Genomic DNA, 26805 nt, shown 5'->3' on the forward strand with positions numbered 1-26805 from the left:
CGAACTCCGTCGTCAGTCGCGCACTAAAAGGCGCGGGGCAAGCTCTTTGAGAGCGCGGCGATACACTTCGCGCTTGAATGTCACCACCTGGCCCAACGGATACCAATAACTGACCCAGCGCCAGCCATCGAATTCCGGTTTACCGGTCAAATCCATCCGCACCCGCTGCTCGTTGGAGATCAGGCGCAGGAGAAACCATTTCTGTTTCTGGCCGATGCACAGCGGCTGGCTGTGGGTCCGGACCAGGCGCTGCGGCAAACGATAGCGCAACCAGCCCCGGGTGCAGGCAAGAATTTGCACATCTTCGCGCTCCAGCCCTACTTCTTCGTTCAACTCGCGATACAAGGCGTCTTCCGGCGTCTCGTCGGGGTTGATGCCCCCTTGAGGAAACTGCCAGGCATCTTGATTGATACGGCGAGCCCATAGCACCTGTCCGGCATCATTGGTCAGAATGATCCCGACATTGGGGCGGAAACCATCGGGGTCGATCACGGCTACAACCTCGCAAACGCATGTCGCCGCATTGTTCCACAAAGCTTGGGAATGCAGCAACGAGGCTGCTTACCTTATGTGCACTCTTGTGAAAAGACCGTATTCTGGGCACCTTTTTCCGCGACTTTTCAGCGAGTAACTGCAATGCGCCTGGCTTTATTCGACTTGGACAACACGCTTCTGGGCGGCGACAGCGACCACGCCTGGGGCGACTACCTGTGCGAGCGGGGCTTCCTCGACGCCGTCGCCTACAAGACCCGCAACGACGAGTTCTACCAGGACTACCTGGCCGGCAAACTCGACAACGCCGCCTACCTGAACTTCTGCCTGGAAATCCTCGGCCGCACCGAGATGGCCGTGCTCGAGCAATGGCATCGCGACTACATGCGCGACTGCATCGAGCCCATCCTGCTGCCCAAGGCCCAGGCCCTGCTGGCCCAGCACCGCGAGGCCGGCGACAAGCTGGTGATCATCACCGCCACCAATCGTTTCATCACCGCGCCGATCGCCGAGCGCCTGGGGGTGGAACACCTGATCGCCACCGAATGCGAAATGCAGGACGGCCGCTACACCGGACGCAGCACCGACGTACCGTGCTTCCGTGAAGGCAAGGTCATCCGCCTGCAGCGCTGGCTGGAAGAAACCGGTCATGACCTGGAAGGCAGCTACTTCTACAGCGACTCGATGAACGATCTGCCGTTGCTGGAGCAAGTGGCCACCCCAGTGGCCGTCGACCCTGATCCAAACCTGCGTGCCGAGGCTCTCAAGCGCGGCTGGCAGGTGATCAGCCTGCGGGATTGAGCGCTTCGCCGGCTCCTGCAAGCCGCAGGAGCCGGCTTGCCGGCGAAGGCTGCTAAACCGGCTTGGCCACCATCAGATAGAAAATCGCCATGAAGGCCAGAAACGCCGGCCAGCCCAAGGCGAACCACCAGCGCATGTAAAGATTGGCCCGCAGAGGCATCGGCACGCCGTCCCGCAGCGCCTGCTCAGCCATCTTGTGCACCCGGATCTGCAACCAGACCACCGGCAACCAGCACAGCCCCGCCAGGACATAGAGCCCCAAGCTCCACATCAGCCACGCTTGCTGGATCGGCCAGCCCGCCAGATGCACCAATCCCAGCCCACTCAACGGCTGGAAGACGGCCGTCGTTGCAGTAAAGGCCCAATCGGCGAACACCAAATGCTTGAACGTCACGGCAATCACTTCCAGCTTGCCGCTGCGCCAGGCCCGCAGTGCGTAATAGGCCGAGCCCGCGCCGAGGCCGAAAAGAACGGTCGAGGACAGGATATGCAGGGTTTTCAACAGCAGATAAGCACTCATCGACGGGGTTCAGTCCACAACAGCCATAGGGTCGCCACCATCAGCACCAGGTTCTTGGCCACGGCGGCATAAGGGTCAAACCAGAAATGCGGCAGGATCAGACTGATGATCAGGGTGTAGCCGAGCATCAGTGCGAGCTGCGCCTGCAGGGCCCGCCGGCGCCAACGCCGCAGCAGCAGACCGACACCCAGCACCGCGTCACAGAGCGATCCCGCGATCACCGCCAGTACCGCCCAGGCGCCCTGCACCCCGGCCTCGACCATGATCCGCAGGCCCCAGTCGTAGCCGGGACCGATGCACACCACCGCCGTACCCAGCCAGATCAGCACCATGACCGCCAGCAGCAGCGGTCGCAGGGCCAACTGGGTGCTCTGCGCGGCCTGCGGCCAGTCTTGCAGCCGGGCTGCCAAGGGCGCGGCGTGATAACCGCAGACCGACGCCAGTACTTCTGGGTCCCCCAGGTTGTCGCAACGGGCCATGCTCAGACTCTGCCGGTTCAGGGCCCGCCAGCCCAGGCGCTCCCCCACCCCTGCGACCAGCGCCAGGACCACTGAGGGCAACTGGAAGTAGCGCGCCGGGGCCCAGCCCTGGGCCGCACGCAGACGATCCAGCAACTGCGCCATGGTCATCCGTTCAGGGCCAACCAGCGGCAGCACCATGGACTGCGCAGGCCATTGCCCGATCAACGCAAGCACGGCAGCGCTCAAGTCATCCACATGCAGGGGCTGCATTCGGGCCTTGGCGGACAACAACGGAATCAGCGGCCAGGGCGACAGCCGGGCCAGCCAGCCACTGCTGGCGCCACCCGCGCCGAGCACCAGGGATGGACGCAACACCACGGCCGGAATCCCCAGGCGCAGCAGGTAATCATCCGCAGCCGCCTTGCTCGCCAGAAACGGCACTTGCGGCTGCTGGCCGGCGCCCAAGGCGGAAATCTGCAACACCCGCACACCCCGGGCCGCCGCCAGATCAAACAGCGCACGAGTCCCCAGATCCTGAGTCAGGGTCAACGCCTGGGCATCATTGCTCAACAACCCCGCAGCGTTGATCAACAGGTCGGTATCAGCGGGCAAGTCAAAAGGCTGGGGCTCAAGGCCCAGGCGATCGAGGTCCAGTTGCCGCCATTCCACGCCAGGCAGACTCCGGGTTTGCCGATGGCGACTGGTGGCGATGAGTTGATGGCCGGCGGCGTGCAACGCCGCCAGCAGATGACGGCCGACAAACCCTGTCGCCCCCACCAGAACAACCTTCATGGCAATCCTTAAGGCTTAGACCGGCTTGGCGCCCATGAGGCCAGCAATGGTGACGAAACACACCGCACTGAAGATTGCCAGTGCCAGGGTGAAGGTCAGGCCACTGGCCGCCTTGGCCAGACGCAGGCGGTTGAGGCGCACCATCAGCCAAAGCCAGGCCAGAGCGCCCAGGGTGTAGAGCACACTGGAGCCCAGAACCCAGGTCTGCCCCAGCGGCCAACCCACCAGATGCACCAGCCACCAGCCGCTGAATGGCAGGGCCAGCAAACCCACCGCCAGCAGCAGCCAGCCGAACAGTCCCGGGCGGTGCAGCACGCGGCTGTAGACCGTCGCATCACCTTGGCGGCGCAGGCGCCAGACCCAGATCGCCAAACCCAGCGCACTGCCCAAGAGCAGCACGGTGGCCAGCACATGAAGCGTCTTCAGCGTGGTCAGTGTTTCCATGTTCTCGCTTCCTTAAGGCTCCGATCCTCAGCGTAGTCGTTCAGCCGAGGAACAGCTGATAAGCCGGGTTATCGCTTTCATCCCAGTACGGATAGCCGATCTGCTCCAGAGCCGCCGGTACCAGATGACGCTCATCGGCCGGTACTTGCAGGCCGGCGACCACTCGGCCATCGGCCGCACCATGGTTACGGTAATGGAACATGGAGATATTCCAGCGCCCGCCCAGTTTGTTGAGGAAGTTGAACAATGCCCCCGGACGCTCCGGGAACTCGAAGCGCAGCACCACTTCGTCGCTGACCTTCTCGGCATGGCCACCGACCATGTAGCGGATATGCAGCTTGGCCAGTTCGTTGTCGGTCAGGTCGATCACCGGAAAACCCTGCTCGGTCAGACTGGCGATCAGGGCGCTACGTGGATCATTTTCCGGGTGGGTCTGAACGCCGACAAAGATATGGGCTTCGCTGCCGGTGTTGTAGCGGTAGTTGAATTCGGTGATCTGACGCTTGCCCACCGCCTCGCAGAACGCCTTGAAGCTGCCCGGTTTCTCGGGAATGGTCACGGCGATGATGGCTTCGCGGCCCTCGCCCAGCTCGGCGCGCTCGGCGACGTGGCGCAGGCGGTCGAAATTGACGTTGGCCCCGGAATCGATGGCCACCAGGGTCTGCCCGGTGATACCGCGCTGCTCGACGTACTTCTTGATCCCCGCAACGCCCAAAGCGCCGGCAGGCTCGGTGATCGAGCGGGTATCGTCGTAGATGTCCTTAATTGCCGCACAGATTTCATCGGTGCTGACGGTGATCACTTCATCCACATAGTCCTTGCAGATATCGAAGGTGTGCTGACCGATCTGCGCCACCGCCACGCCGTCGGCGAAAATGCCCACCGTCGGCAGCACGACCCGCTCACCCGCTGCCATGGCCGCTTGCAGGCAGTTGGAGTCGTCCGGCTCGACACCGATCACCTTGATCTCAGGACGCAGGTACTTCACATAAGCGGCAATACCGGCGATCAGCCCGCCGCCGCCCACCGGCACGAAAATCGCGTCCAGTGGCCCCGGGTGCTGGCGCAGAATCTCCATGGCCACAGTGCCCTGCCCGGCAATGGTGTGGGGATCGTCGTAAGGATGGATATAGACGTAGCCTTTTTCATCCACCAGCTTCAGCGAATAGGCCAGCGCTTCGGGGAAAGAGTCGCCATGCAGCACCACCTTGCCGCCGCGGGAGCGCACGCCTTCAACCTTGATCTCCGGCGTGGTCTTGGGCATCACGATGGTGGCCTTGACCCCCAGCACCTTGGCCGCCAGGGCCAGGCCTTGAGCATGGTTACCCGCCGATGCGGTGACCACCCCACGGGCGCGCTCGGCGTCGCTGAGTTGGGTCAGCTTGTTGTAGGCGCCGCGAATCTTGAACGAGAACACCGGCTGCAAGTCTTCACGCTTGAGCCAGACCTGATTGCCCAGCCGCTCGGAGAGCTGGCGGGCAGTCTGCAATGGGGTTTCTACGGCAACGTCATAAACGCGCGAGGTGAGGATCTTCTTGACGTACTGTTCGAGCATCGGAAAGCATCACTGAGCGGGTTGGGCAGGGCCAAGGAGTCTAACCCAGCGTTTGCCCGGGCGACCACACGAATACAGAGGTTTTAGCCGGCGCCCTCGCCGCCCTCCTGCGGATTGCCAACTCTCCTGCCCGGCCTGGCCGATTAGCCAAACGGGCAATGACCGGATCTGTCGCGGCGCCTATAATGCCGGCCTTTGTGCCCCCCATTGCCCGCTTCGGAGCCCGCATGACCCAGGATCAACTCAAACAGGCAGTCGCCCAGGCCGCCGTCGACCTTATCCTTCCGAAACTCGATGACAAGAGCATCGTCGGGGTCGGCACCGGCTCCACCGCCAACTGCTTCATCGATGCCCTGGCCCTGCACAAGGGCGCCTTCGACGGCGCCGTAGCCAGCTCTGAAGCCACCGCCGCACGCCTCAAGGGCCACGGGATTGCGGTGTACGAGCTCAACACCGTCAGCGACCTGGAGTTCTACATCGACGGTGCCGACGAGAGCGACGAGCACCTGAACCTGATCAAGGGCGGCGGCGCAGCCCTGACCCGGGAAAAGATCGTTGCCGCCGTGGCCAAGACCTTTATCTGCATCGCCGACGCCAGCAAGCTGGTACCAGTGCTGGGCAACTTCCCACTGCCGGTGGAAGTGATCCCGATGGCCCGCAGTCACGTAGCCCGCGAGTTGGTAAAACTGGGCGGCGACCCTGTGTACCGCGAAGGGGTGATCACCGACAACGGCAATATCATCCTCGACGTGCACAACATGCAGATCACCAACCCGGTGGAGCTGGAACGCCAGATCAATGCCATCGTTGGCGTGGTCACCAACGGTCTGTTCGCCGCGCGCCCCGCGGATGTACTGCTGCTGGGTACGGCCGAAGGGGTGAAAACCCTCAAGGCCTGAGCCTGCTTTGCGGGTAGGCTCAGGCTTGCCGGCGAGGGACGTCCCAAGGGCCTCTTCGCCGGCAAGCAGAATGCCGCCCGACCGCCTCTACAGTTCAGGCTTCTTGAAGACGTAGAACAGGTTCGGCTCGCTCACCAGATACAGGGTGCCGTCGTCATCCATGGCTATTCCTTCGGCCTGGGGCACGGCCTTGCTCAGGCCCTGGCGGCCCTTGCCCAATGCCAGGGTGCTCAGCGGGCGCCCGTCGACGTCCAGTTCCACCACCAGGCGCGACTCGTCCGACAAGGCCAGCAGATGGCCGCTGCGCTCGTCGTATTGCAGGCTGGAGAGGTCGCGTACAAAGAGCCCGGCATCCCGCTTGGGGTTGTTCAGCACATGCACCCCGTAGGACTTTTCCGGATCGTGATGGGGAAAGCCCTGCACCTCATAGATCAGCATCGGGTCGCGTTCCTTGGCGACGAACAAGCGCTGGCCCTGTGAATCGTAAGCCAGGCCTTCAAAGCCCTTGTTCCCCGAAAGGTGCACGCCGAGCGTGATCTGCTCGGCCTCTGCCGCATCCACCACGGTGGTTTCGTCGTCCAGCTGAATCTTGATCAACCGGTGCTGCCGTTCATCGCTGATCACATAGGTATTGGCGCTGATGAACTCCACTGCCTCCGGATCACCAAAGCCCAGCAGAGCGATACGCCGCAGGACCTGCCCGTCCAGGGACAGCTCTACCAGCTCGGAATTCTTGTTGGTCACGGTGAACAGGCTGTTGCGCAGCGGATCGTAGGTCAGTGCCGAAACCTCATCCAGCCCCTCAATAGGCTGCGCCTCCAGTACCACTCGATAATCACCCAGGCCCAGAGATTGCGGGGCCGTCACTTGCCAGTAGGATTGCCAGTCGAACCAGGCGCGCTGCCACAACCGATGGTTGTGGGCAAACGCGGCAAGCAGCACCGCCATCAGGCAGAGGATCAGATAGAGAGGTTGCAAGCGGGTCAGACGATACATGGCGGGCGAACTCGAAATCAGGACAGGCTGATGAAATATCACAGCCGTCTGAATTCAAGCTTAATCGACGATCCGGCAAAGGCGCCGGACCAGGAGGTCATTGCTTCTCGAAGCGATAGAACAGATTGGGCTCGCTGACCATGTACAGGTTGCCGGCCTCATCCATAGCCACGCCTTCGGCCCGGGGAATGGTGTTCTGCAGGCCGTTAAAGCCGCCGAGCAAGGCCATGAAGCTGACTTGCTCACCCTGCTCGTCCAGCTCCAGCAACAGATGAGAGTCGGCGGACAGCACCAGGGTATGACCGGTGCGCGGGTCAATGCCCAGGGCCGAGAGGTTGCGCAAATCGAGCTCCTCACTGGCGAGTTTCTGTTTGCTGCCCTTGAGCACCTGGCTGCCATCGCTGCTCCAGGTGAAGAGTGCCGCTGGACGCTCCTCGCCCAACAGCAGTTGCTGCTTGCGCGGGTTCCAAGCAATGGCTTCAAAAGCCTTGTTCTGATCTTCCGAAGGGCCCAGGTCGTAGCGCGGAAAATCGGCGATGTTCAGCTCTTTGGTACTGGCATCAACTTTGACGATCACCAGCGAATGCTGACGCTCATCGACTATCGCCAGTAAGCCATTCTCCAGGACTGCCACCCCTTCCGGGTTGCTCCAGCCCACCAGAGGGATCTTGCGCAGGACGTCGCCTTGCAGGGTCAGCTCCGCCAGGAACGGATGCTTGCCCATGACCGAAAATAAAGTTTTGGTCTGCGGGTTGTAGGAGAGATCCGACGCTTCATCGCTCTCCATGCCAGGCAGCGCCTTGGCATCGATGACCACGCGGTAACCGGGTAGCCAGATGCTGGCGCTGCGCTCGGAAGGACTGACAAACCGCTCCTGCACCCAGAGCGCGCCACGGTCGTCCCAATGCAGGAGACTGGCAACGCCATAGCAGATCACACCCGCCAGCAGCAGCCAGGAGTACCAGCGCATGCGCAGGCGAATACGCGACATACGACTGCCGAGAGGCTTAGTCAGGGGAGGAGCATCCATCACAAGAGTTCCAGAGGTCGGCCATGGTTAATAGCACGCAGTGTTCAGATCGGCGAACCATAGACCTAAGAATTATCCGGAACGAATGTGAAAAAACAGTAAAAGGCCATGATCTTTCTACGAGGTGTGCCGGATTCCCGGGTCCTCGTAGAAAGTTCCCGATCAACGGACGCTGCTGGTGAATCGACTGACGCCCGGCAGCTCCAGCACCAGTTCATCACCGACATTCAGCGGCCCGACGCCAACCGGGGTGCCGGTGAGAATTACATCGCCGGCCTGCAGGGAAAAGCAGCCGGCCATGTACTGGATCATCGGCACGATGGGATTGAGCATATCGCTGCTGTTGCCGTCCTGGCGTACCTCACCGTTGATGGTCAGGCGAATGCCGATATCCGTCAGGTCGGCAAAACTGCTGCCCACCACGAATGGCGCGATAACCGCCGCGCCATCGAACGACTTGGCGATTTCCCAAGGCAGGCCCTTGGCCTTGAGCTCGGCCTGCTTGTCGCGCAGGGTCAAGTCCAGGGCCGGGGCGAAACCGGAGATGGCGTCCAGCACTTCTTCGCGGCTGGGCTTGGTAGACAATGGCTTGCCGATCAGCACGGCGATTTCCGCCTCGTAGTGCACCGAGCCGCGCTCGGTGGGAATGGCAAAACCACCTTCCAGCGGCACCACGCAACTGCCGGGCTTGATAAACAGCAGGGGCTCGGTGGGAACCGGGTTGTCCAGCTCCTTGGCGTGCTCGGCGTAGTTACGACCGATGCAAACCACCTTGCCCAGAGGGAAATGAATCCGGGTACCGTCGACATACTGGTGCTGATAGCTCATTACCGACTCCTGCTCGTGTGCTTCATCAGGGCGCTGCTTGCACTCAAACAGCGAAGATCTTGCCCGGGTTCATGATGCCGTTCGGATCGAACACTGCCTTGACTGCCTTCATGTACTCGATCTCAACCGGCGAGCGGCTGTAGGTCAGGTAATCACGCTTGGTCATGCCCACGCCATGCTCGGCGGAAATCGAACCGTTGTACTTCTCGACGGTTTCGAATACCCACTTGTTGACCGTGGCGCACTTGGCGAAGAACTCGTCCTTGCTCAGGTTGTCCGGCTTGAGGATGTTCAGGTGCAGGTTGCCGTCGCCAATGTGACCGAACCAGACGATTTCGAAGTCCGGGTAGTGTTTACCGACGATGGCATCGATTTCCTTGAGGAAAGCCGGCACTTTCGAAACAGTGACCGATATATCGTTCTTGTAAGGGGTCCAGTGGGAAATGGTCTCGGAGATGTATTCCCGCAACTTCCACAGGTTCTGCAACTGGGTTTCACTCTGGCTCATCACCCCGTCCAACACCCAACCCTGTTCGACACAATGCTCGAAGGTTTCCAGGGCGTGGTTGGCCACTTCTTCAGTGGTCGCTTCAAACTCCAGCAAGGCGTAGAACGGGCAGTCGGACTCGAAGGGAGCCGGCACGTCACCACGGGCCAGGACCTTGGCCAGGGCCTTGTCGGAGAAGAATTCGAAGGCGGTCAGGTCGAGCTTGCTCTGGAAAGCGTGCAGCACCGGCATGATCGAGTCGAAATCGGCGGTGCCGAGCACCATCGCGGTGAGGTTCTTTGGCGCCCGATCCAGACGCATGGTGGCCTCGACCACGAAGCCCAGGGTGCCTTCGGCGCCGATGAACAACTGGCGCAGGTCATAGCCGGTGGCGTTCTTGATCAGATCCTTGTTCAACTCCAGCACGTCGCCCTTGCCGGTCACTACTTTCATGCCGGCCACCCAGTTGCGGGTCATGCCGTAGCGAATCACCTTGATACCACCGGCATTGGTGCCGATATTGCCGCCAATCTGACTGGAACCGGCAGAAGCGAAGTCCACCGGGTAGTAGAGGCCGTTTTCTTCCGCCAGGTTCTGCAGTTGTTCGGTGACCACACCCGGCTGGCAAACCGCGGTGCGATCCGTCAGGTTCAGGTCGAGTATCTGGTTCATATAGTCGAAGGACACCACCACTTCGCCGTTGGCTGCCACGGCAGCGGCCGAGAGCCCGGTCCGCCCGCCGGAAGGCACCAGCGCGACCTTGTGCTGATTGGCCCAGCGCACGATCGCCTGGACCTGCTCGATGGTCTTGGGAAACACGATGGCCGTGGGGGCCGGGGCGAAATGCTTGGTCCAATCCTTGCCGTAAGCTTCCAGGGAGTCAGCGTCGGTCAGCACCTTGCCAGGCTCAACCAGGGTCTTCAGTTCATCAATCAGGGCAGGATTGGTCATCGACAGAACTCTCGAACAATTCATGGTCATCCTGAGAACGCTTCACGTCGCAGGAATGAGTGTTTAGCGGGGCGCGTATGCTAGCATACCGCCCCCGCAGGAGAGTGCCCAAGGGCCTTCCCGCGGTGGCGGTTGCATGCCGTCCAGGTCAGCTCAAGCTGTCCATTTCCCTGCCATTTTTCTCCGGGACACAGGTTTACGCAGATGAGCAAGACTTCTCTCGATAAGAGCAAGATCAAGTTCCTTCTCCTCGAAGGCGTCCACCAATCCGCTGTCGACGTCCTCAAGGCCGCCGGCTACACCAGCATCGAGTACCTCACCGGTTCTCTGCCGGAAGCCCAGCTCAAGGAAAAGATCGCCGATGCACACTTCATCGGCATTCGCTCCCGCACTCAACTGACCGAAGAGATCTTCGACCACGCGAAGAAACTGGTCGCAGTGGGTTGCTTCTGCATCGGCACCAACCAGGTTGACCTGTCCGCCGCTCGCGAGCGCGGCATCGCGGTGTTCAACGCGCCTTACTCCAACACCCGTTCGGTCGCCGAACTGGTACTGGCCGAGGCCATCCTGCTGCTGCGCGGCATCCCTGAGAAAAACGCTTCCTGCCACCGTGGCGGCTGGATCAAGAGCGCGGCCAACTCCTTCGAAATCCGCGGCAAGAAGCTGGGTATCGTCGGTTATGGCTCCATTGGTACTCAGCTGTCGGTCCTGGCCGAAGGCCTGGGGATGCAGGTGTTCTTCTATGACACCGTGACCAAGCTGCCACTGGGCAACGCCACCCAGGTGGGCAACCTGCACGAACTGCTGGGCATGTCCGACATCGTCACCCTGCACGTGCCGGAAACCGCGGCCACTCAGTGGATGATCGGCGAAAAGGAAATCCGTGCCATCAAGAAAGGCGGCATCCTGATCAACGCCGCTCGCGGCACCGTGGTTGAGCTGGACGCCCTGGCGGACGCGATCAAGGACAAGCACCTGATCGGCGCGGCCATCGACGTGTTCCCGGTTGAACCGCGCTCCAACGACGAAGAGTTCGAAAGCCCGCTGCGCGGCCTGGACAACGTGATCCTGACTCCGCACATCGGCGGCTCCACCGCTGAAGCCCAAGCCAACATCGGCCTGGAAGTGGCAGAGAAGCTGGTCAAGTACAGCGACAACGGTACTTCGGTCTCCTCGGTCAACTTCCCGGAAGTGGCGCTGCCGGCCCACCCTGGCAAGCACCGCCTGCTGCACATCCACGAGAACATCCCGGGTGTGATGAGCGAGATCAACAAGGTCTTCGCCGAAAACGGCATCAACATCTCCGGTCAGTTCCTGCAGACCAACGAAAAGGTCGGCTACGTGGTAATCGACGTCGACGCCGAGTACTCGGACCTGGCGCAAGAGAAGCTGCAGCACATCAACGGCACCATCCGTTGCCGTGTGCTGTTCTAAGAGCTGCGGCAAGTCTCAAGCTGCAAGCCATAACTGGCTTGCAGCTTGTAGCTGAAACCTTGCAGCTAGCTGCGCAAAAAAGGGAGCCCATCAAGGCTCCCTTTTTTTGCGCAGCGTTTACGATTATTTCACTATTACTGTGATTTTCTTGGAGACGATGACCGGGCTGAACGGCACGTGGTTCTTGTCGCCCAGCTCCAGCTGCAGGGTGTGCTTGCCCGGGGTCAGGGTCACTTCGGTCTCGGTCTGGGCCTTGCCGAAATGCAGGTGGTTGGCGTCCATCGGAATCGGCAGGTTCTCGGCCGGCAGTTGATCGACATCGATCAGCAGGTGATGGTGGCCGGTATTGGCGGTCTGATCGCCCGCCGGTGCCAGGGCAATGCCTTCAACGCCGAACTTGACCTTGAAGGTCTTGTCCACGGTGGCTCCATCAGCAGGTGAAACGATGAACACCTTGGCGCCCGCTGGTGCCTGAGTACGAGGAATATCCGCCGCGCCCGCCAGCATCGAAGCTCCAAGCAACAGACTGGCCAAGGCCGCACGGGACATAAAATTTTTCATTATCTTCTCCAGTTTTTCCGCAAATCTTTTACGGTTATGACAACTTCGTGGCGATTCGTTGTCGAAGGCACTCAACACCTTAGCAAAGCGAGCCTGAACGGCGCATCGCTCATATAAATTCAAGGAGTGACCATGCGTTTCCTGCCTGGCCTGATACTTTTGCTACCCCTTGTGAGCACTGGCGCTCAAGCCGAACTGATGGACGACATCAATGACCGCGGGGAACTGCGCATCGCCCTGGAAGCCAATACGCCACCTTTCAACTTCAAGGACGACGGCAAACTCACCGGCTTCGAGGTGGAGTTGGGGCAGTTGCTGGCCAGTGAGCTGGACGTGCGCGCGGACTTCGTGGTGACCGCGGCGGCCGAGTTGCTGCCAGGTGTGGAGAGCGGCAAGTTCGACGTGGCCATCAACCACATAGCAGTGACCCCGGAACTCAAGGATCGTTTCGATTTCAGCGAGCCCTATAGCTATTCCAGCGCCCAGTTGATCGTGCGCAAGGAAGAACAACGCCCGCTGCTCTCCCTCCAGGCCCTGCGTGGCCAGGCGCTGGGCGTGGCTCAGGGCAGCCAGTTCGTTGATCAGGCACGGACCGTGGAAGGCATCAACCTGCGCAGCTATGCCGATGCCCAGCAACCGATCAAGGATGTGGCGGACAAACAGATCGACGCGGCCATCAGCGACCGCCTGCTGATTCCCTACGCCATTCGCGACAGTCGCCTGCCAGTCAAGGAAGGCGCCAAGGTGGGCCCGACCCTGAGCCTGGCGATTCCCTTCCAGAAAGGAAACCCGGCGTTCCAGGCGAGCCTGGACAGCGCCCTGCAGCGAATCAAGGCCGATGGGCGATTGATGGCCCTGTCGGAAAAATGGTTCGGCATGGATGCCAGCAAACCGCCCAAGAGCGACGCCGGGCAGTAAACGACACAACCTGCCGGATTGACCTGTAGCCGCTGCCGCAGGCTGCGAACGGCCCGAAGGAACGCAGGGATTTGGCCGCTAGAGGTCGGCGAGAGACCGCCAGGCAAGGCTCTGCGAGCCTTTTCGCAGCCTCGCCGGTGCTCGGCAGCGGCTACAAGGACAATGTGGCCAGGGCGGCAGCGGCTTCGGGGAGTTGCAGTTCGCTGAAGACCTGAACCCCGTACCGCTTCAGCAAAGCCGCGGTCACCCCTTCGCCCTGGACTTTGACCCCGCTGAAGGTGCCGTCGTAGGTCAGCAGGTTGCCGCAGGATGGGCTGTTGGCCTTGAGCACGGCAACGCGAATCCCGTGCTGTTCCACCAGCTCAAGCGCCTGGCGCGCCCCAGAGAGGAACTGGGCGCTGACATCTTCGCCTTCCGTGGTCATCACCGGTGCCCGCCCTGCAAGCACATCGCCGCCCTGACCACCGGGAATCTCCGCCGCCGCCCGTGGCGTCGGCAAGCCACCGGCCACTTCCGGACAGAGCGCAACCACCCGCCCCTCTTGCAGCCAGGCGGCCAGTTGATCAAACGGGCCGCTGGCGCCGCCGTCGTAACGTACGCGGTGGCCCAACAGGCAGCGGCTGACCAGGATCTTGTGCATGTTCAGAACGGCTCGTTACCACGACGCCGGAACCAACCGGTCAAGGACAGGCGTTCCCGGGTCGCTGGGAGGACTTCATGGGGTACCTCGCCAGAGAGAAACACCACTAGCCGGCCCCCGACGGGGGCTACATCGTATGGTTCCTGATCGTTCAGGTACATGCGCAGTTGCCCGCCGTGTTCGGGCAACCATTGCGAGTTGAGGTAGATCACTGCCGACACCATGCGCCGGTCGTCATCGCGAAAGCGATCCACGTGACGCTTGTAGAAGGCGCCCGGCGGGTACATCGCGAAGTGACATTCGAAATCCTCAAGCCCGAGAAACAGGCCTCGATTGAGGGCCTCACGCAGGCTGTCCATCAACCCCAGATAGGTATCGACGGCCTCGGCCTGGCCGGGCTCGAGCCACTGGATATGGTCGCCGCGAATACCCTCGCGTATCTCCTGAGCCGGGCCTCGCCCTACCGCCGCAGGCGCCAGTTCACCTTCTATTGCACGTTTACGGCACTCAGCCGCCAGTTCGAGGGTCAGACCCTCGGGCAGGAAAATATTCTGCTGCGACCAGCCACAGGCGGCCAGGTCGTCGACGATACGCAACAACAGCGGATGATCAGAGGGTATTTGCATGGCGCGCATAGTATCCAGCATCAGATAAATCTGACAGAGCCACAGAGCAGAGGATCACGCATTTTTTTCCAATGCACTTTCCACTCATTACTTTAGCGGGCGATCCTGATACGAATTCTCGACAACCATCGCCTTGCCCCGGAGAATAGTCGCCTGCTGACAGGAGTCCTTATGCGCCGTTTGCTTTTCTCACTGTTGATGTTCTGCGCCTTGCCTGCCTGGGCAGACAGCCACGACCAGTTGTACAAGGTCGCCGGTTGGCCGGAACAGCGCGCGCATTTCAACGATGCCCTCAGCGCCGCCCAGCAGCGCTACCAGAACAGCTTGCCGCCAGCGGTCTACCAGGCCCTGGTGGACAACAGCAACCAGCGCTTTGCGCCCCAGGCCGTGGACCGTCGCGCCGAAGAGCAACTGCGCCGGCATCTCGCCAATCCCGCCCCCGCCCTGGCTTTCTTCCAGTCGCCCCTGGGCCGCAAGATCGTCGCCGCCGAACTGCTGGCCACCCGTCGCGACCAGTTGGCCAAGAATGCTCAGGGCCTGCCGAAGATGCAGGTCAGCGATAACCGCCAATTGATCATCGGCCACCTGGCCCAGGCACTGCCGGCCAAGGAGGCCGGCGCGGAAGTCAGCCTGGCGATCGCCGGAGTCGCCGCAGACAGCCTGAGCCAGATGATTCCCGGCCTGCTGGGAGGGGGGCAGGCCCAGGGCATGCTCAACGGTCAGCGCCAGCGATTGATGCAGCAGATCGGCAACGACCTGAACAACACCCTGCTGTACGTTTACCGGGACCTGTCCGACACCGAGCTGGAAGAGTTCGCAACCTTCGCCGAATCCACTGAGGGCAAGGCCTATTACCAGGCAGCCCTGGCAGCGATTCGCGCCGGTCTGGCGGTCGGCCAGAGCACCTCCAGCCTCGCCCCCTGATCCAGCCAACTCACCTGTAGCCGCTGCCGAGCCCGCGAGGCTGCGCAAAGCTCCGCAGGACCTTGCCTGGCAATCCAGCGCCGAACCTCCAGCGACTCTTCGGGCCGTTCGCAGCCTACGGCAGCGGCTACACCCATCTCCCGGGGCTCAGACGTGCTGGGTCAGAAAGGCGAAGTACTGATCGCGGTACAAGGGAATTTCATTGGCCAGGTGATGCCGCGCCTCCGGCAGCATCAAGACCTCGGGGGCCGTGAACTTACCGCGAATCACTTGCAGGTTGTGCTCCCAATCCACCGTCATGTCCGCCTGCCCCTGCACGATCAGCGGCTGCCTTGAACTGCGCGGGGCCGCTTCCAGCCGCTTGATCCAACGCGCCAACGCGCCGACCCAGGCAGTGGGCAAACGTTGTGGCTGCAACGGATCGGCCTGGAGGAAGGCAAGAAAATCCGGATCGTTGGAGTTCTCGCTGAAGCGCCGGGCAATGCCGCTGACAAATGGCCGCAACAGGTAATAGCTGAGCATCGACCAGCCCCAGGCCCGCGGCCGTACCAAGGGCGAGAGCAGCACCACTTGCCCCTGGGCCGGGCTCTCGGCACCCTGGTTGAGCAAGTGATCCATGATGATCGCGCCACCGGTGCTTTGCCCGAACAAGTGCCAGGGCTGGGGCAACTCCAGAGACCGCGCCTCGGCGAACAGGCCTTGCAGTACCTGTTGATACACCGCGAAATCATCGATGCTGGCGCGCTCGCCACTGGACAGGCCGTGCCCGGGCAGGTCACAGGAAATCACCACGAAGCGGCGCTGCAGAGCCCACTCGATCACATGCCGGTACAAGCCCATGTGATCGTAGAAACCGTGGAACAGAAACAGCGTTGCCTGTGGCTGTTCCGGCCACCACACCTGCGTGACCACCTCGTAGCCCTCCACTTGAAAGCGCCCCAGGCGACTGCGTGGCACGAGCGCCCGTCCGGCGAAGTCCAGCCCATAGAAGCGTTGATAGGCCTGGGCCTCCACCGACAAGGGCTGCCCAGCCACCAGAGGTTGCAGACTGGCACGCAGGTGGTCGGGGTCGAAGGTCACGGACATGGGATTTTCCAAAGCGGGGGGCACCGGGGATAAAACAGGCTTTCTAGGCCTGCGATATTCATCTGTCGCGGCAAGCATGGCAAGCTACGCGACCTTCGAGGACCGATCTTAATGCGCCAGCCTTACCGCACCTCCCTGCTTGCCAGCCTGCTCGTCCTGATCTGCGCCGTGGTGCTGTGGTGCGCCTACGACTGGTTCCAGGGACGCTATCTGCGGGCCTTCAGTGAGCACACCGCGGTGTTCTCCGGCGACCCGCTGCAACTGCCCGCCGAGCTGGCCGGCCCCGGCGCCATCCGCCTGGTGCACTTCTGGGACCCGGCCTGCCCCTGCAACGTCGGCAACCAGCAGCACCTGGCTGAACTGATCGAAACCTATGGTCCGCGGGGCGTGGAGTTCTATTCCGTGCAGAAGCCCGGCAGCCACGGCCAACTGCCCGCCACCCTGGGCCGCCTGAAGCCCCTCGACAGCCTGCCCGGTGCCGAACAGATTCCCGCCAGTCCGGCGGTGGCGATCTGGGACCGCAACGGCAAGCTGGCCTACTTCGGGCCCTACAGCGAAGGCCTGACCTGCAACTCCAGCAACAGCTTCATCGAGCCTATCCTCCAGGCGCTCGAGAACCATCGCCAGATCAATGCCACCCACACCCTGGCGGTAGGCTGCTACTGTCCCTGGCCAGTCACTGCCAATTAAGGCATTCGCGACTATTCAAGGACTGCCTCCTGCGCGGGGCCCATGACTTGTGCTAAATCTCTGCTGCTCTTCCAGGGCGGCACTGAAAACAACAGCAAGGAGCCCGCATGAAACGCAGCCTGACCGTCGTCGCTGTCCTGATCCTCGCCCTGCTGGCGGGTGTCGTCGGTTATCTCTACAGCAAACAGCCGACGCGGCAGGGCCAGGTGGAAGTCCGTGGCCTGCAAGGCTCGGTCACTGTGCGTTACGACGAGCGTGGCGTGCCCCATATCCGCGCGGAGAACGAAACCGACCTGTATCGCGCCCTGGGTTACGTCCACGCCCAGGACCGACTGTTCCAGATGGAAGTCTTGCGGCGCCTGTCCCGGGGCGAACTGGCAGAGGTCCTGGGGCCCAAGCTACTGGATACCGACAAACTGTTCCGCAGCCTGCGCATCCGCGAGCGCGCTGACAGCTATGTGGCCGGGCTCGACCGTCAGTCTCCCGCCTGGAAGGCCCTGGAAGCCTATCTGGATGGCATCAACCAGTATCAGGACAGCCACGCCAGCCCCATGGAGTTCGATGTCCTGGGCATTCACAAGCGGCCATTCACCGCAGAAGACACCGTCAGCGTCGCCGGCTTCATGGCCTACAGCTTCGCCATGGCCTTTCGCACCGAACCGCTCTTGACCTACATCCGCGACCAGTTGGGCAACGATTACCTGAAGGTCTTCGACCTCGACTGGCAGCCCAAGGGCGTGCTGGCCAAAGGCAAGCCGCAACCTTCACAGCCCCTGGCCGCTGTCGACTGGCAGGACCTGGGGCAGATCGCCCTCCTGAGCCAGCAAGCCCTGAGCGAGGCCGGACTGCCGCAATTTGAAGGCAGCAACGCCTGGGCCGTGGCCGGCGCTCGAACCAAGAGCGGACGCCCGCTGCTGGCCGGCGATCCGCACATCCGCTACTCCCTGCCGTCGGTGTGGTACGAGGCGCAGCTTTCGGCACCGGGCTTCGAACTCTACGGCCATCATCAGGCCCTGGTGCCCTTCGCCTTCCTGGGCCACAACCTGGACTTCGGCTGGAGCCTGACCATGTTCCAGAACGACGATCTCGACCTGATCGTCGAGAAGGTCAACCCGGAAAACCCCAATCAGGTCTGGTTCCATGACAAATGGGTCGATCTGATCAGCAGCGAGCAGCAGATTGCAGTCAAGGGACAGGCGCCGGTGACCCTGACCCTGCGCCAGTCGCCCCACGGCCCGATCATCAACGACATGCTCGGCACCACCGTGGGCAAGGCCCCGGTGGCCATGTGGTGGGGCTTTTTGGAAACCCCCAACCCGATCCTCGATGGTTTCTACCAGCTCAACCGCGCCGATACCCTGGTCAAGGTCCGAGCGGCCTCCGCCAAGATCCACGCCCCCGGCCTGAACATTGTCTGGGCCAACGCCAAGGGCGATATCGGCTGGTGGGCGGCGGCGCTGCTGCCCAAGCGCCCGACCGGGGCGAAACCGGCGTTCCTGCTCGACGGCAGCACCGCCATGGCTGACAAGGAGGGCTTCTACCCCTTTAGCGCCAACCCCCAGGAAGAGAACCCGGCCCGGGGCTATATCGTCTCCGCCAACTTCCAGCCCGTCTCCCCGACCGGCATGGAGATCCCCGGCTACTACAACCTCGCCGACCGGGGCCAGCAACTGGACCGTCAGCTCAGTGACAAAAGCGTGAAATGGGACCTGGAAAACACCCAGAAGCTGCAGCTGGGCACGACAACCGCCTACGGGCCGCGCCTGCTGGCACCGCTGTTGCCCGTGCTGCGGGAAGTGGTCGACGCCCCCGAGGAACTGAAACTGGTGGAGCAACTGGCCAAGTGGCAGGGCGACTACCCGCTGGACTCCACCAGCGCCACCCTGTTCAACCAATTCCTGTTCGAGCTGGCCAACGCCACCTTCCATGAAAAACTCGGCGACGCCTACTTCGACGCCCTGATCCAGGCCCGAGTGGTGGATGCTGCCCTGCCCCGGCTGGCGGCCGATCCCGATTCCCCCTGGTGGGACAACCGCACCACACCCCAGCTTGAAAGCCGAGCCGACACGGTCAAGGTGGCCTGGCACGCCAGCATCGACCACCTCAAGCGCACCCTGGGCGCCAACCCCGCACAATGGCGCTGGGGCAGCGCCCATACCCTGACCCACGGCCACCCGCTGGGGATGCAGAAGCCTCTGGACCGGGTATTCAACGTCGGCCCCCTGGACGCCCCAGGCAGCCATGAAGTGCCGAACAACCTCACCGCCAAGATCGGTCCGGCGCCCTGGTCCGTGGTGTATGGCCCCTCGACCCGGCGCATCATCGACTTCGCCGACCCGGCCCACAGCCTGACCATCAACCCGGTGGGCCAGAGCGGCGTGCTGTTCGACAAGCACTACGACGACCAGGCCGAGGCCTACATCGAAGGGGTCTACCAACAGGCGCACTTCAGCGAAGAGGAAGTCACCGCCAACACCCGCAGCACCCTGAAGCTGCTGCCGGCCCGCCGCCCCTGAGCGCCCCGCCCCGTGGAGCTGGCTTGCCAGCGAAGAGGCCTGCAAGCCTGGCGTACATCTCGCGAACGCTTTCGCCGGCAAGCCGGCTCCTACGGCGAAACCGGCGGCATGAGGCAATAAAAAACCTCGCTCCCGGTTACGGGGCGAGGTTTTTTATTGCGAACCTGAGGTGTTGCGAACCTGAGGTCAGACCGCTTCCGGCGCCTGGGCCCGACGTACGTCCGGCTGCTTCCAGGAGTCGGCAGCACTCTCTTCGATGGCTTGCTGGATCGCGCGCTTGCGAGCTTCTTCGGCGCGGCGGCTGAAGAACCAGACCAGGAAGGTCACCAGGGACACCGCCAGCAGGATCAGGCTGGCCACGGCGTTGATCTCCGGTTTGACCCCCAGGCGCACCGCCGAGAACACTTCCATCGGCAAGGTGGTGGAGCCAGGGCCAGAGACGAAGCTCGCCAGGACCAGGTCATCCAGGGACAGGGCGAAGGACATCATGCCCCCCGCTGCCAGGGACGGCGCGATCATCGGGATGGTGATCAGGAAGAACACCTTCCACGGCCGCGCGCCCAGGTCCATGGCCGCCTCTTCGATGGACAGGTCAAGCTCGCGCAGGCGAGCCGACACCACCACCGCCACATAAGCTGCGCAGAACGTGGTGTGGGCAATCCAGATGGTGACGATGCCACGCTCCTGAGGCCAGCCGACCGCCTGAGCCATGGCCACGAACAGCAGCAACAGCGACAGGCCGGTGATCACTTCAGGCATGACCAGCGGCGCCGTCACCAGGCCACCGAACAGGGTGCGGCCCTTGAAGTGAGTGATCCGGGTCAGGACGAACGCCGCCAGGGTGCCCAGGGCCACCGCGGCAACGGCGGTGTAGCAGGCAATTTCCAGGGAGCGCAGGACCGAGCCCATGAGCTGAGTGTTATCCAGCAGGCCGATGTACCAGTTGATCGACCAGCCGCCCCAGACCGTCACCAGTTTCGAGGCGTTGAACGAGTAGATCACCAGGATCAGCATCGGCAGGTAGATGAACAACAGGCCCAGCACCAGCATCATGCTTGAGAAACTGAAGCGCTTCATTCCTTGCCCTCCATTTCTTTGGCCTGACTGCGGTTGAACAGGATGATCGGCACAATCAGGATCGCCAGCATCACCACCGCCAGGGCGGATGCCACCGGCCAGTCACGGTTGTTGAAGAACTCTTGCCAGAGCACCTTACCAATCATCAGGGTTTCCGGGCCGCCCAAGAGTTCCGGAATCACGAACTCGCCCACCACCGGGATGAACACCAGCATGCAACCGGCGATGATGCCGTTCTTGGACAGCGGCACGGTGATCTTCCAGAAGCTGTTGAAGGTGCTCGAACCCAGGTCGGCCGCGGCCTCCAGCAGGCTGGTGTCGTGCTTCACCAGGTTGGCGTACAGCGGCAGGATCATGAACGGCAGGTAGGAATAGACCACGCCGATGTACACCGCGATGTTGGTGTTGAGGATCTGCAGCGGCTCGTTGATCCAGCCCATGGACAGCAGGAAGCCATTGAGCAGGCCGTTGTTGCTGAGAATGCCCATCCAGGCATAGACCCGAATCAGGATCGCGGTCCAGGTCGGCATCATGATCAGCAGCACCAGCACCGTCTGCAGCTCTTTACGGGCACTGGCGATGGCATAGGCCATCGGGTAGCCGATCAGCAGGCAGAGGATGGTGCTGAAGAACGCCATCTTCAGCGAGCCCAGGTAAGCCGCGATGTACAGCTCGTCGTCGCCGAGCATCGCGTAGTTGCCCAGGTTGAGCAGCACCTGCAGCTTCTGGTCGACGTAGCTGTAGATCTCGGTATACGGCGGAATGGCCACGTCCGCTTCGGCGAAGCTGATCTTCAGCACGATGAAGAACGGCAGCATGAAGAACAGGAACAGCCAGATGAACGGAACCCCGATGACCAGCTGACGGCCACCGGGAATTATTCGATTGAGTCGGCGCTTGAGCTTTCGCATGTTCATGAGCGCAGTACCACGCCGCTGTCGTCTTCCCACCACACGTAAACCTGGTCACCCCAGGTCGGCCGGGCGCCGCGACGCTCGGCGTTGGCCACGAAGGACTGCACCAGCTTGCCGCTCGGCAGCTCGACGTAGAACACCGAGTGGCCGCCCAGGTAGGCAATGTCGTGCACCTTGCCGCTGGACCAGTTGTACTCGCAGGTCGGCATCTCGGCGGTCACCAGGAGCTTTTCCGGGCGGATCGCGTAGGTCACCGACTTGTCCTGCACCGAGGTACTGATGCCGTGGCCGACATAGATGCTGCGGTCCAGGTCCTTGCAGGTGATCAGGGCGTGACCTTCGGCATCGTCCACCACTTCACCTTCGAAGATGTTGACGTTGCCGATGAATTCGCAGACCAGGCGGCTGACCGGAGTCTCGTAGATATCGATCGGGCTGCCGATCTGGGCGATCCAGCCCAGGTGCATGATGGCGATGCGTTCGGCCATGGTCATGGCCTCTTCCTGGTCGTGGGTCACCATCACGCAGGTCACGCCTACGCGCTCGATGATCTCAACCAGTTCCAGCTGCATCTGCGAGCGCAGCTTCTTGTCCAGGGCGCCCATGGGTTCGTCCAGCAGCAACAGCTTGGGACGCTTGGCCAGGGAGCGAGCCAGGGCCACGCGCTGGCGCTGGCCACCGGACAGCTGGTGCGGCTTGCGCTTGGCATACTGGCTCATCTGTACCAGCTTGAGCATCTCCGCCACCCGGGCGTCGATTTCGGCCGCTGGGATCTTGTCCTGCTTGAGGCCGAAGGCGATGTTCTGGGCCACGGTCATGTGCGGGAACAGCGCATAGGACTGGAACATCATGTTGATCGGCCGCTCATAGGGCGGCATGTCGGTGATGTCCACACCATCGAGGAAGATTCGCCCCTCCGTTGGCCGTTCGAAACCGGCCAGCATCCGCAGCAAGGTGGACTTGCCCGAACCCGAGCCGCCGAGCAGGGCGAAGATCTCGCCCTTCTTGATTTCCAGGGACACATCGTCCACGGCAACCGTCTCGTCGAACTTCTTCGTGACCCGGTCGATTTTGACCAGCACCTGCTTAGGTGTCTGGTCGCCCTCGAGGGCTTTCTTATAGGCGCCGGAGGCAACTGCCATTTGCGAAACTCCCAACAAAATTTGCAGCCCGCCCCACGTGGGCGGACCTTGGATAGTTTGAGCCTGTGGAACTACTTACCCGTCTTGACCTTGGTCCAGCTACGGGTCATCAAGCGTTGGATATTGGGTGGCAACTCGATGGACACGTAGGTCTTGTCGAGTACAGCTTGCGGTGGATAAACCGCTTCGTCGGTGCGAATGGACTGCTCCATCAGCTTGTCCGACCCGGGGTTGGGGTTGGCGTAACCGACGTAGTCACTGACCTGGGCAATCACCTCAGGTTGCAGCAAATAGTTGATGAAGGCGTGAGCCTCCTTGACGTTGGTCGAGTCCTTGGGGATCGCCAGCATGTCGAACCACAGGGCACCGCCTTCCTTCGGAATCGCGTAGGCGATGTTCACGCCCTTGCCAGCGTCGGCGGCCCGGGCCTTGGCCTGGAACACGTCGCCGGAAAAGCCGATGGCCACGCAGATATTGCCGTTGGCCAGGTCCGAGATGTACTTGGACGAGTGGAAGTAGGTCACGTAGGGACGCACCGCCAGCAACTTGGCTTCGGCCTTCTTGTAGTCCTGGGGGTTGGTGCTGTTGGCATCCAGGCCCAGGTAATTGAGGACCGTGGGCATCATTTCATCGGCAGAATCAAGGAAGGCCACGCCGCAGCTGTTGAGCTTCTTGATGTTCTCCGGCTCGAACAGCACGCCCCAGGAGTCGATCTTGTCCACGCCCAGCACGGCCTTGACCTTGTCGACGTTGTAGCCAATGCCATTGGTGCCCCACAGGTACGGCACCGCGTACTGGTTGCCCGGGTCGTTCATCTCCAGACGCTTGAGCAGCGCCGTATCGAGATTGGAGTAGTTAGGCAGCAGGCTCTTGTCGAGTTTCTGGAAAGCCCCGGCCTTGATCTGTTTGCCCAGAAAGTGGTTGGACGGCACCACCACGTCATAACCGGTACGACCGGCCAGCAACTTGCCTTCCAGGGTTTCGTTGGAATCGAAAACGTCATACACCGGCTTGATGCCCGTGGCTTTTTCAAATTCGGCCAGGGTGTTCTGACCGATGTAGTCGGACCAGTTATAAATATGCACGGTCGGTGCAGCCTGCGCGCCAGCCACCAGCGTCAGGCTGGCGGCGACCAGCATGGCTTTGCGAAATAAAGAAATAGGCAAGTGGAGGTCCTCTTAAATAGTTGGGCCCAAGTTGCCCCGCGCTACCTGACAGCCTCCGAGCTGCCCAGCAACAAAACCGGCGCGCAACTTACCCTCGATAAACCAATCCAGCAAAACTTTCTGTCATTTAATTGTTACCTGTTGCCGCCCTCGCCACGATGACGGCAACAGGTCGTGCTGCAAATTGGCTTATTTGCCGGATTTGATCTTGGTCCAGCTGCGGGTCAGGATGCGCTGGGTCGCGGCCGGCAGGTCGGCAATCGCGTACAGCTTGGCCTGTACGTCAGCTGGCGGGTAAACGCCCGGGTCGCTGGTGATGTCTTTATCGACCAACGGGGTTGCAGCCGCGTTACCGTTGGGGAAACGCACGGCGTTGGTGATTTCGGCCATGACTTCAGGCTTTTGCAGGAAGGTCATGAACTTGTAGGCGCCGTCGACGTTTTCCGCGTCTTTAGGGATGGCGACCATGTCGTAGAAGCTGCCAGCACCCTCTTTCGGAATGTTGTAGCTGACCTTGACCTTGTCACCGGCTTCGGCGGCGCGGGCCTTGGCCTGATAGATATCGCCCGAGTAACCCACGGCGACGCAGATATTGCCGTTAGCCAGGTCGGAGATGTACTTGGACGAGTGGAAATAGGCGATCGAAGGACGGATCTTGAGGAACAGGGCTTCGGCTTCAGCCAGTTGCTTCTTGTCCTGACTGTCGGTCGGGTAGCCCAGGTAGTGCAGCGCCACCGGAATCATCTCGGTTGGCGAATCGAGGAAACTGACGCCACAAGCCTTCAACTTCTCGGCGTTTTCCGGCTTGAACAGCAGGTCCCAGGAGTTGGTCGGTGCGTCGGCACCCAACACCGCCTTGACCTTCTCGGCGTTGAAACCGATGCCGATCGAGCCCCACATGTAAGGGAAAGCGTGCTTGTTGCCCGGGTCGCTCACCGATACCGCCTTGAGCAGCGATTCGTTGAGGTTCTTCCAGTTCGGCAGCTTGGACTTGTCCAGCTCCTGATAGACACCGGCCTTGATCTGCTTGGCCAGGAAGTTGTTGGAAGGCACGACTACGTCGTAACCGGATTTGCCGGCGAGCAACTTGGCTTCCAGGGTTTCGTTGCTGTCGAACACGTCATAGACCACTTTGATGCCCGACTCGGCTTCAAATTTCTTGATGGTGTCCGGGGCGATGTAATCGGACCAGTTATAAACGTGCAGTACTTTATCGTCCGCCTGCGCTGCCGCCGCCATCACGCCCATCAGGGACATGGCGAGGAGGGTCTTGCCAGCTAACTTCATACCTAATGCCTTCATGCGTAATGCTCCAATTATTCTTTTTTAACCACTCGCTCAGCGGCCAGTCTCAGGGCAACCAAAACGGCGGGTAGTCTGGCAAGATCCAAGGCCGGCTTTCAAGGAAAGACCCATCCTTTATATCTGCTTCGAGCGCCGTGCCCGTAAGCACCACGCTCAAAGCCTAGCACTCAGTTCTGCAGCACACTCAAGGTCAGATCCAGGCACTTGCGCGCCTTGGCCACCAGTTCGTCGATCTCCGCCTCGCTGATCACCAGCGGTGGCGCAATGATCATGGTGTCGCCCACGGCACGCATGATCAGACCGTTATCGAAGCAGAACTGTCGGCAGATCATGCCCACGCCGCGGCCTTCATAGCGCGCGCGGGTGGCCTTGTCCTTGACCAGCTCGATCGCCCCCAGCAGGCCTACCCCGCGAACCTCACCCACCAACGGATGATCACTCAGCTCACGCAGACGTTTCTGCAAATAGGGTGCCGCTTTTTCGTGGGCGCGCTGGATAATTTTTTCATCGCGCATGATGCGGATGTTTTCCAGGGCCACGGCTGCGGCCACCGGATGGCCGGAGTAGGTGAAACCGTGGTTGAAATCGCCGCCCTCGTTGAGCACCGCCACCACTTCGTCACGGACAATCAGGCCGCCCATGGGGATGTAGCCGGAGGTCAGGCCCTTGGCGATGGTCATCATGTCGGGCTTGAGGTCGTAGAAATCGCTACCGAACCACTCACCGGTGCGGCCGAAGCCACAGATCACTTCGTCGGCGACGAAGAGGATGTCGTACTTGGCGAGGATTTCCTTGATCCGCGGCCAGTAGCTGTCCGGCGGCACAATCACGCCGCCAGCGCCCTGGATCGGCTCGGCAATAAAGGCACCGACGTTATCCACACCCAGTTCCAGAATCTTCTCTTCCAACTGGTTGGCCGCCCAGATACCGAACTCTTCGGGGCTCATGTCGCCACCTTCACCGAACCAGTACGGTTGCGGGATATGAACGATACCCGGGATCGGCAGGTCGCCCTGTTCGTGCATGTAGGTCATGCCGCCGAGGCTGGCACCGGCCACGGTGGAACCGTGGTAGCCGTTGACCCGGCTGATGATGGTCTTCTTGTTCGGCTGGCCCTTGATCGCCCAGTAATGGCGGACCATGCGCAGCATGGTGTCGTTGCCTTCGGAGCCGGAACCGGTGAAGAACACGTGGTTCATGCCTTCTGGCGCGATATCAGCGATCGCCTTGGACAGCTCCAGCACCGGCGGGTGGGCGGTCTGGAAGAACAGGTTGTAATAGGGCAGTTCGCGCATTTGCTTGCTGGCCGCTTCCGCCAGTTCATCACGGCCATAGCCAATGGCTACGCACCACAGGCCGGCCATGCCGTCGAGAATCTGATTGCCTTCACTGTCCCAGAGGTACACCCCCTTGGCATGGGTGATGATCCGCGGCCCCTTCTCCTTCAATTGCTTGAAGTCACTGAAAGGCGCCAGGTGGTGATCACTGCTGAGGGTTTGCCACTCGCGGGTTTGCGGGTTTTTATGAGTCATCAATCTCTCCTAAGTGTC

Annotated in this window: 26 protein-coding genes; 7 read left to right on the forward strand and 19 right to left on the reverse strand. The window is 61.5% G+C overall.

Annotated elements, in window-relative coordinates:
- Positions 1–12 precede the first annotated feature (12 nt).
- Positions 13–492, reverse strand: a complete 480-nt coding sequence (locus Q8O96_RS16200) for an RNA pyrophosphohydrolase (protein WP_011064073.1) — start codon at positions 490–492, stop codon at positions 13–15.
- 144 nt (positions 493–636) lie between these two features.
- Between Q8O96_RS16200 and Q8O96_RS16205 the strand changes: the two genes are divergently transcribed.
- Positions 637–1293 (forward strand): HAD family phosphatase, encoded by a 657-nt coding sequence (locus Q8O96_RS16205; protein ID WP_102862126.1) that lies wholly within the window; start codon positions 637–639, stop codon positions 1291–1293.
- Between the two features lie 52 nt (positions 1294–1345).
- On the opposite strand, the gene Q8O96_RS16210 is transcribed toward Q8O96_RS16205, so the two are convergent.
- The 4 genes from Q8O96_RS16210 to ilvA are packed head-to-tail and all read right to left on the reverse strand — an operon-like array spanning position 1346 to position 5065.
- Complete coding sequence (locus Q8O96_RS16210; RefSeq protein ID WP_102862127.1) at positions 1346–1813, reverse strand: DUF2269 domain-containing protein; 468 nt, start codon at positions 1811–1813, stop codon at positions 1346–1348.
- Entirely contained in the window at positions 1810–3066 is a 1257-nt protein-coding gene (locus Q8O96_RS16215) for an SDR family oxidoreductase (protein WP_305949101.1), read from the reverse strand. The genes Q8O96_RS16210 and Q8O96_RS16215 overlap by 4 nt, the downstream gene beginning before the upstream one ends.
- Positions 3067–3081: 15 nt before the next feature.
- On the reverse strand, positions 3082–3510 hold the full coding sequence (locus Q8O96_RS16220; protein ID WP_115581161.1) for a DUF2269 family protein: 429 nt from the start codon (positions 3508–3510) through the stop codon (positions 3082–3084).
- A 40-nt stretch (positions 3511–3550) separates the two neighbouring features.
- Positions 3551–5065: a threonine ammonia-lyase, biosynthetic gene (gene ilvA, locus Q8O96_RS16225; protein WP_102862130.1), complete on the reverse strand. Its 1515-nt coding sequence runs from the start codon at positions 5063–5065 to the stop codon at positions 3551–3553.
- Between the two features lie 227 nt (positions 5066–5292).
- On the opposite strand from ilvA, the gene rpiA reads away from it, so the two are divergent.
- Positions 5293–5964, forward strand: coding sequence for a ribose-5-phosphate isomerase RpiA (gene rpiA / locus Q8O96_RS16230; RefSeq protein ID WP_102862528.1), 672 nt, complete (start codon positions 5293–5295; stop codon positions 5962–5964).
- A gap of 87 nt (positions 5965–6051) precedes the next feature.
- Here rpiA and Q8O96_RS16235 read toward each other — a convergent pair whose 3' ends face one another.
- The 4 genes from Q8O96_RS16235 to Q8O96_RS16250 all read right to left on the reverse strand — a co-directional run bounded on the left by Q8O96_RS16235 (position 6052) and on the right by Q8O96_RS16250 (position 10256).
- Complete coding sequence (locus Q8O96_RS16235) at positions 6052–6960, reverse strand: SdiA-regulated domain-containing protein (protein ID WP_102862131.1); 909 nt, start codon at positions 6958–6960, stop codon at positions 6052–6054.
- A gap of 97 nt (positions 6961–7057) precedes the next feature.
- The gene (locus Q8O96_RS16240) at positions 7058–7990 is read right to left on the reverse strand and encodes an SdiA-regulated domain-containing protein (RefSeq protein ID WP_102862132.1); all 933 of its coding nucleotides are present in this window, start codon (positions 7988–7990) and stop codon (positions 7058–7060) included.
- Between the two features lie 162 nt (positions 7991–8152).
- Positions 8153–8818 (reverse strand): fumarylacetoacetate hydrolase family protein, encoded by a 666-nt coding sequence (locus Q8O96_RS16245; protein ID WP_102862133.1) that lies wholly within the window; start codon positions 8816–8818, stop codon positions 8153–8155.
- Positions 8819–8861: 43 nt separating this feature from the next.
- Positions 8862–10256, reverse strand: coding sequence for an FAD-binding oxidoreductase (locus Q8O96_RS16250; protein ID WP_102862134.1), 1395 nt, complete (start codon positions 10254–10256; stop codon positions 8862–8864).
- Positions 10257–10460: 204 nt separating this feature from the next.
- On the opposite strand from Q8O96_RS16250, the gene serA reads away from it, so the two are divergent.
- A complete protein-coding gene (gene serA / locus Q8O96_RS16255; RefSeq protein ID WP_011064084.1) occupies positions 10461–11690 on the forward strand; it encodes a phosphoglycerate dehydrogenase in 1230 nt (409 codons plus the stop codon).
- 123 nt (positions 11691–11813) lie between these two features.
- Here serA and Q8O96_RS16260 read toward each other — a convergent pair whose 3' ends face one another.
- Complete coding sequence (locus tag Q8O96_RS16260; RefSeq protein WP_102862135.1) at positions 11814–12251, reverse strand: DUF4399 domain-containing protein; 438 nt, start codon at positions 12249–12251, stop codon at positions 11814–11816.
- A gap of 132 nt (positions 12252–12383) precedes the next feature.
- Here Q8O96_RS16260 and Q8O96_RS16265 point away from each other — a divergent pair, with 132 nt between their 5' ends.
- Positions 12384–13169, forward strand: a complete 786-nt coding sequence (locus Q8O96_RS16265; protein WP_102862136.1) for a transporter substrate-binding domain-containing protein — start codon at positions 12384–12386, stop codon at positions 13167–13169.
- A gap of 151 nt (positions 13170–13320) precedes the next feature.
- On the opposite strand, the gene Q8O96_RS16270 is transcribed toward Q8O96_RS16265, so the two are convergent.
- Together Q8O96_RS16270 and Q8O96_RS16275 are read right to left on the reverse strand one after the other, a co-directional pair.
- Positions 13321–13809, reverse strand: a complete 489-nt coding sequence (locus Q8O96_RS16270; RefSeq protein WP_305949102.1) for a DUF523 domain-containing protein — start codon at positions 13807–13809, stop codon at positions 13321–13323.
- A gap of 2 nt (positions 13810–13811) precedes the next feature.
- The gene (locus Q8O96_RS16275) at positions 13812–14444 is read right to left on the reverse strand and encodes a 2OG-Fe(II) oxygenase (protein WP_162884161.1); all 633 of its coding nucleotides are present in this window, start codon (positions 14442–14444) and stop codon (positions 13812–13814) included.
- Positions 14445–14606: 162 nt separating this feature from the next.
- On the opposite strand from Q8O96_RS16275, the gene Q8O96_RS16280 reads away from it, so the two are divergent.
- A complete protein-coding gene (locus Q8O96_RS16280; RefSeq protein WP_102862138.1) occupies positions 14607–15359 on the forward strand; it encodes a DUF2059 domain-containing protein in 753 nt (250 codons plus the stop codon).
- 147 nt (positions 15360–15506) lie between these two features.
- Here the strand turns inward: Q8O96_RS16280 and Q8O96_RS16285 are convergent, their stop codons facing one another.
- Positions 15507–16445, reverse strand: a complete 939-nt coding sequence (locus Q8O96_RS16285; RefSeq protein ID WP_102862139.1) for an alpha/beta hydrolase — start codon at positions 16443–16445, stop codon at positions 15507–15509.
- A 111-nt stretch (positions 16446–16556) separates the two neighbouring features.
- On the opposite strand from Q8O96_RS16285, the gene Q8O96_RS16290 reads away from it, so the two are divergent.
- Together Q8O96_RS16290 and Q8O96_RS16295 are read left to right on the forward strand one after the other, a co-directional pair.
- Positions 16557–17135: a DUF6436 domain-containing protein gene (locus Q8O96_RS16290; protein WP_115581164.1), complete on the forward strand. Its 579-nt coding sequence runs from the start codon at positions 16557–16559 to the stop codon at positions 17133–17135.
- A 107-nt stretch (positions 17136–17242) separates the two neighbouring features.
- Entirely contained in the window at positions 17243–19651 is a 2409-nt protein-coding gene (locus Q8O96_RS16295) for a penicillin acylase family protein (RefSeq protein WP_305949103.1), read from the forward strand.
- 186 nt (positions 19652–19837) lie between these two features.
- On the opposite strand, the gene Q8O96_RS16300 is transcribed toward Q8O96_RS16295, so the two are convergent.
- The 6 genes from Q8O96_RS16300 to Q8O96_RS16325 form a co-directional block, all read right to left on the reverse strand.
- Positions 19838–20728 carry an ABC transporter permease subunit gene (locus tag Q8O96_RS16300; protein WP_102862142.1) on the reverse strand — a complete coding sequence of 297 codons (891 nt, stop codon included), beginning with the start codon at positions 20726–20728 and terminating at the stop codon, positions 19838–19840.
- The gene (locus Q8O96_RS16305; RefSeq protein ID WP_177431301.1) at positions 20725–21606 is read right to left on the reverse strand and encodes an ABC transporter permease subunit; all 882 of its coding nucleotides are present in this window, start codon (positions 21604–21606) and stop codon (positions 20725–20727) included. The genes Q8O96_RS16300 and Q8O96_RS16305 overlap by 4 nt, the downstream gene beginning before the upstream one ends.
- A 35-nt stretch (positions 21607–21641) precedes the next feature.
- Positions 21642–22784 carry an ABC transporter ATP-binding protein gene (locus Q8O96_RS16310; protein WP_041120308.1) on the reverse strand — a complete coding sequence of 381 codons (1143 nt, stop codon included), beginning with the start codon at positions 22782–22784 and terminating at the stop codon, positions 21642–21644.
- A 71-nt stretch (positions 22785–22855) separates the two neighbouring features.
- Entirely contained in the window at positions 22856–23950 is a 1095-nt protein-coding gene (locus tag Q8O96_RS16315) for a polyamine ABC transporter substrate-binding protein (RefSeq protein ID WP_102862144.1), read from the reverse strand.
- Positions 23951–24139: 189 nt separating this feature from the next.
- Positions 24140–25237, reverse strand: coding sequence for a polyamine ABC transporter substrate-binding protein (locus tag Q8O96_RS16320; RefSeq protein ID WP_102862145.1), 1098 nt, complete (start codon positions 25235–25237; stop codon positions 24140–24142).
- A 185-nt stretch (positions 25238–25422) separates the two neighbouring features.
- Positions 25423–26787, reverse strand: coding sequence for an aspartate aminotransferase family protein (locus tag Q8O96_RS16325; RefSeq protein WP_102862146.1), 1365 nt, complete (start codon positions 26785–26787; stop codon positions 25423–25425).
- Between the last annotated feature and the right edge of the window lie 18 nt (positions 26788–26805).

The sequence above is a fragment of the Pseudomonas sp. LPH60 genome, assembly GCF_030718165.1.
Lineage (GTDB): Bacteria > Pseudomonadota > Gammaproteobacteria > Pseudomonadales > Pseudomonadaceae > Aquipseudomonas > Aquipseudomonas danubii.